At 34.2% G+C, this 2,872-nt stretch carries 3 protein-coding genes; 2 read left to right on the forward strand and 1 reads right to left on the reverse strand.

Annotated features, from left to right (window positions below):
• Positions 1–81: 81 nt before the first annotated feature.
• On the reverse strand, positions 82–615 hold the full coding sequence (locus WBN20_RS16875) for a peptide-methionine (S)-S-oxide reductase (protein WP_424282530.1): 534 nt from the start codon (positions 613–615) through the stop codon (positions 82–84).
• 301 nt (positions 616–916) lie between these two features.
• On the opposite strand from WBN20_RS16875, the gene WBN20_RS16880 reads away from it, so the two are divergent.
• Entirely contained in the window at positions 917–1,921 is a 1,005-nt protein-coding gene (locus WBN20_RS16880) for a DUF4421 family protein (protein WP_424282531.1), read from the forward strand.
• 500 nt (positions 1,922–2,421) lie between these two features.
• The coding region (locus WBN20_RS16885; RefSeq protein ID WP_424282532.1) for a hypothetical protein at positions 2,422–2,872 on the forward strand (451 nt) is incomplete at its 3' end.

Genomic DNA, 2,872 nt, shown 5'->3' on the forward strand with positions numbered 1-2,872 from the left:
CTATGAGGCCAAATACTGCATTTAAAAAGTTTACAGGGCCACAAAAATAAGAATTTTTAATACGAACTAATGAGCTCCTATTTATTTTTTAATCTTTTGTTCTTCACCAGTTTTTAATGGTATGAGCCCAGGCTCTATAGCATTCTTTGGAAATTTTCTAAGAATCATTTGCAATTTGGGGTCTATATATGTCTTACAAAAAGGTTTCTGCGGATTTTTCTGATAATAATTTTGAAAAGATTCGGGTGACATTCTAAATTCTTTAAAGTCAAATACGCGAGTGATTAGTTGTTCTTTAAAGTTTTTTTGTAGTAGTCTTAAGATGTTAGCTGAGTCCTTCTGCTGTAATTTATTGAAGGTATAAACTGCAGAACGGTATTTTGTTCGCATGGAGTGATTGGAAGTGCTATTGTGCGTATAAAGGTGCACTTCTATTAATTCCTTCAGAGAAATTATACCCGGATTAAAATGAAGAATTACTGCCTCGTGAAAATCCACAGCACCTCCGGCAGATATCCATCCTTGCTCTACCTTTATAACCCCCCTCAAGGCTTGAAACACAGCTTCCGAACACCAATGGCATCCTCCCCCTAAACCAATTTTGTCAATTCTCATTTAATCCCATATTCAGTAATATTACCACTCAAAATTAAAGCGGTAATAGCACTATTACTTAGACGAAATTAGCCTTATAAGTTTACAAAATATAGAGGAATATAGACCTTTCCATCTACATAATTCGGTTTCTTGAAACCGGATTTAAAAGAGTTAAGCTAATTAAACGGTCCATGTATTTTTCAGTATCTTTATTTAACTTCTGCAATATTAACTCCTGGATTTTTAGATGGAAGACTATTTCAAAGTACAACTAATTAGTTATTTTAGGAGATTCATAAGTTTGCCTATTACGATCAAAATGGCAATTTGTTCTATTACCATAAGGAGGTCAGTACTTCTACTTTTCTTACTTATAAATTCACTGTGCTTTGCCCAGGACTTATATGTAAGAGATTCTGTCAAATCTACAAATTTAATAGATTCCTTACTTATTGATCATGATCTTCGGAACTGGTCTGTTAGGCTCTTCGGGAATATTAGAGCGCAGGGATTCAAATTGTCTAATGATGAAGCCACTCTGACTTATATCCCAAATAATTTGTTTGGTGTCGGGGTAGGAATAGCCACAAGTAAGCTAATTCTGGATATAACATTCACTATAAGGGATAAAAGCACTGAAAATACGGATCGATTTGACTTACGAGGTGGATTTGTTTTTAATCAAAATATAATTGATTTTTATTTTCAGATCTATGATGGCTTTAACGTTAAAAATTCGATAAATAGTACTACTGTCTTTAGAGAAGATATTAAATCAATTGCTGGCGGTATAGATTATTTATACCTGTTCAATGCTGGTGAATACTCTCAGAGAGTATTAAGATCAGGACTTAAAAACCAAAAACGCAATATCTTTTCATTTGGCTTAGGCGGGTTCGTGCTCTATAATCAGATCTCGGGAGATAGTTCTATTATTCCTATAGAGTTTGATCCTTACTTCAATGAACAAGCCAGAATTAAAAATATAACTAATTACGGAATTGGTGTTCTGGGCGGTTTAGTTGGTCTTTTTAAACTCCCCTCCAATTTTTATATAGGCATAAGTGCAAAAGCGGGTATTGGCTTAACTGTAAAAAATGCAGAGACAGAGACCTTATCATATAATCCCGGCAATCCTATGCTCTATAAACTAAAAGGGTCTATACTTTTTGGATATAAATGGAGTCGTTTTTATACTAATATAAGCCTGAGGGCTTCTACAAACATGTCCAATATAGATTTTGGAAATAATGGGTCTTTTACCCAAATTAGCGGGAAACTCGCTCTGGGTTACAGAATTAAAGGCAACAAGAAGTCATTATAAGATTGAAACCCTTTCAATTATTCCCAATCCCAATTCTGGCTTTCTGTAAATTTTTATTTATAGAAATCCATACGTAAAACGGTGAGTTATCTGAACAAATGCGAATACTGCTTCGAACATCATTATTCTGGTTTTTAAAAACTTTATAGGAAAGATGCAGAATCTGTAAAATTAATCAGGCAGCAAGTTATTTTAATTGCGTAAATCGTAAGGTAGTTGGTTTAGGAGTAGATACCGAAGGGGATTTCCCTGGATTGTCCCCCAATGATAGCGACGACCAAAATAGTTGGAATCATGACTAAAAAAGAAACAGTTTTAATGAATGGATATGAGCATGAAAGACCATATCAAGATCGTCAACTTTATTATTACTTGGGTATGCCAATGTATGGATGGCCTAAGTAAAATGCTCTTGTATAGATAAAATAGAAAAAAATGTGTGACCTTTATACAAAAGTGTCTATTCAGTGTTAAACAATCAAGAAGAATTATTTATATAGATGAATTTAGGTACAGCGCAAGCAACTTCTGCCGTTGGCATATTCGATGTTTCGGTCATAAGTGATCTTATCAAAAAGTATCGTCTATCATTGGACGAATGTTCTACCTCATTAATCCTTCAAGAGGTTATTTTTGTAGATTTTCTTGATTTTAGTAATGCTTACATCGCTCTGGCCAGTTCGGAATTTCAAAAACACAATAAAACTGTAAAGGGAGATGAGATTAGTTTTTATCTATTGCACTTTTCGCCTTCAGAACCTTTCAAAGATATGTTATTTCTTCATAGAGATGTTCTCCTTCAGTTATACATAGCCTACCACAAAAAAGTTGAAAACTTGGTCGATAAAGAGGCCATAAAAGAGCATTTTGCAGAAAGTAAGAAGGTGTTGCTGCAAGCCTTGGACAATTTTGCACAAAAAACACTCTTGGAACAGAAGGAAGCTGAACGTT

The sequence above is a fragment of the Eudoraea sp. genome, assembly GCF_049665975.1.
In the GTDB taxonomy this organism is placed as follows: Bacteria; Bacteroidota; Bacteroidia; order Flavobacteriales; family Flavobacteriaceae; genus Eudoraea.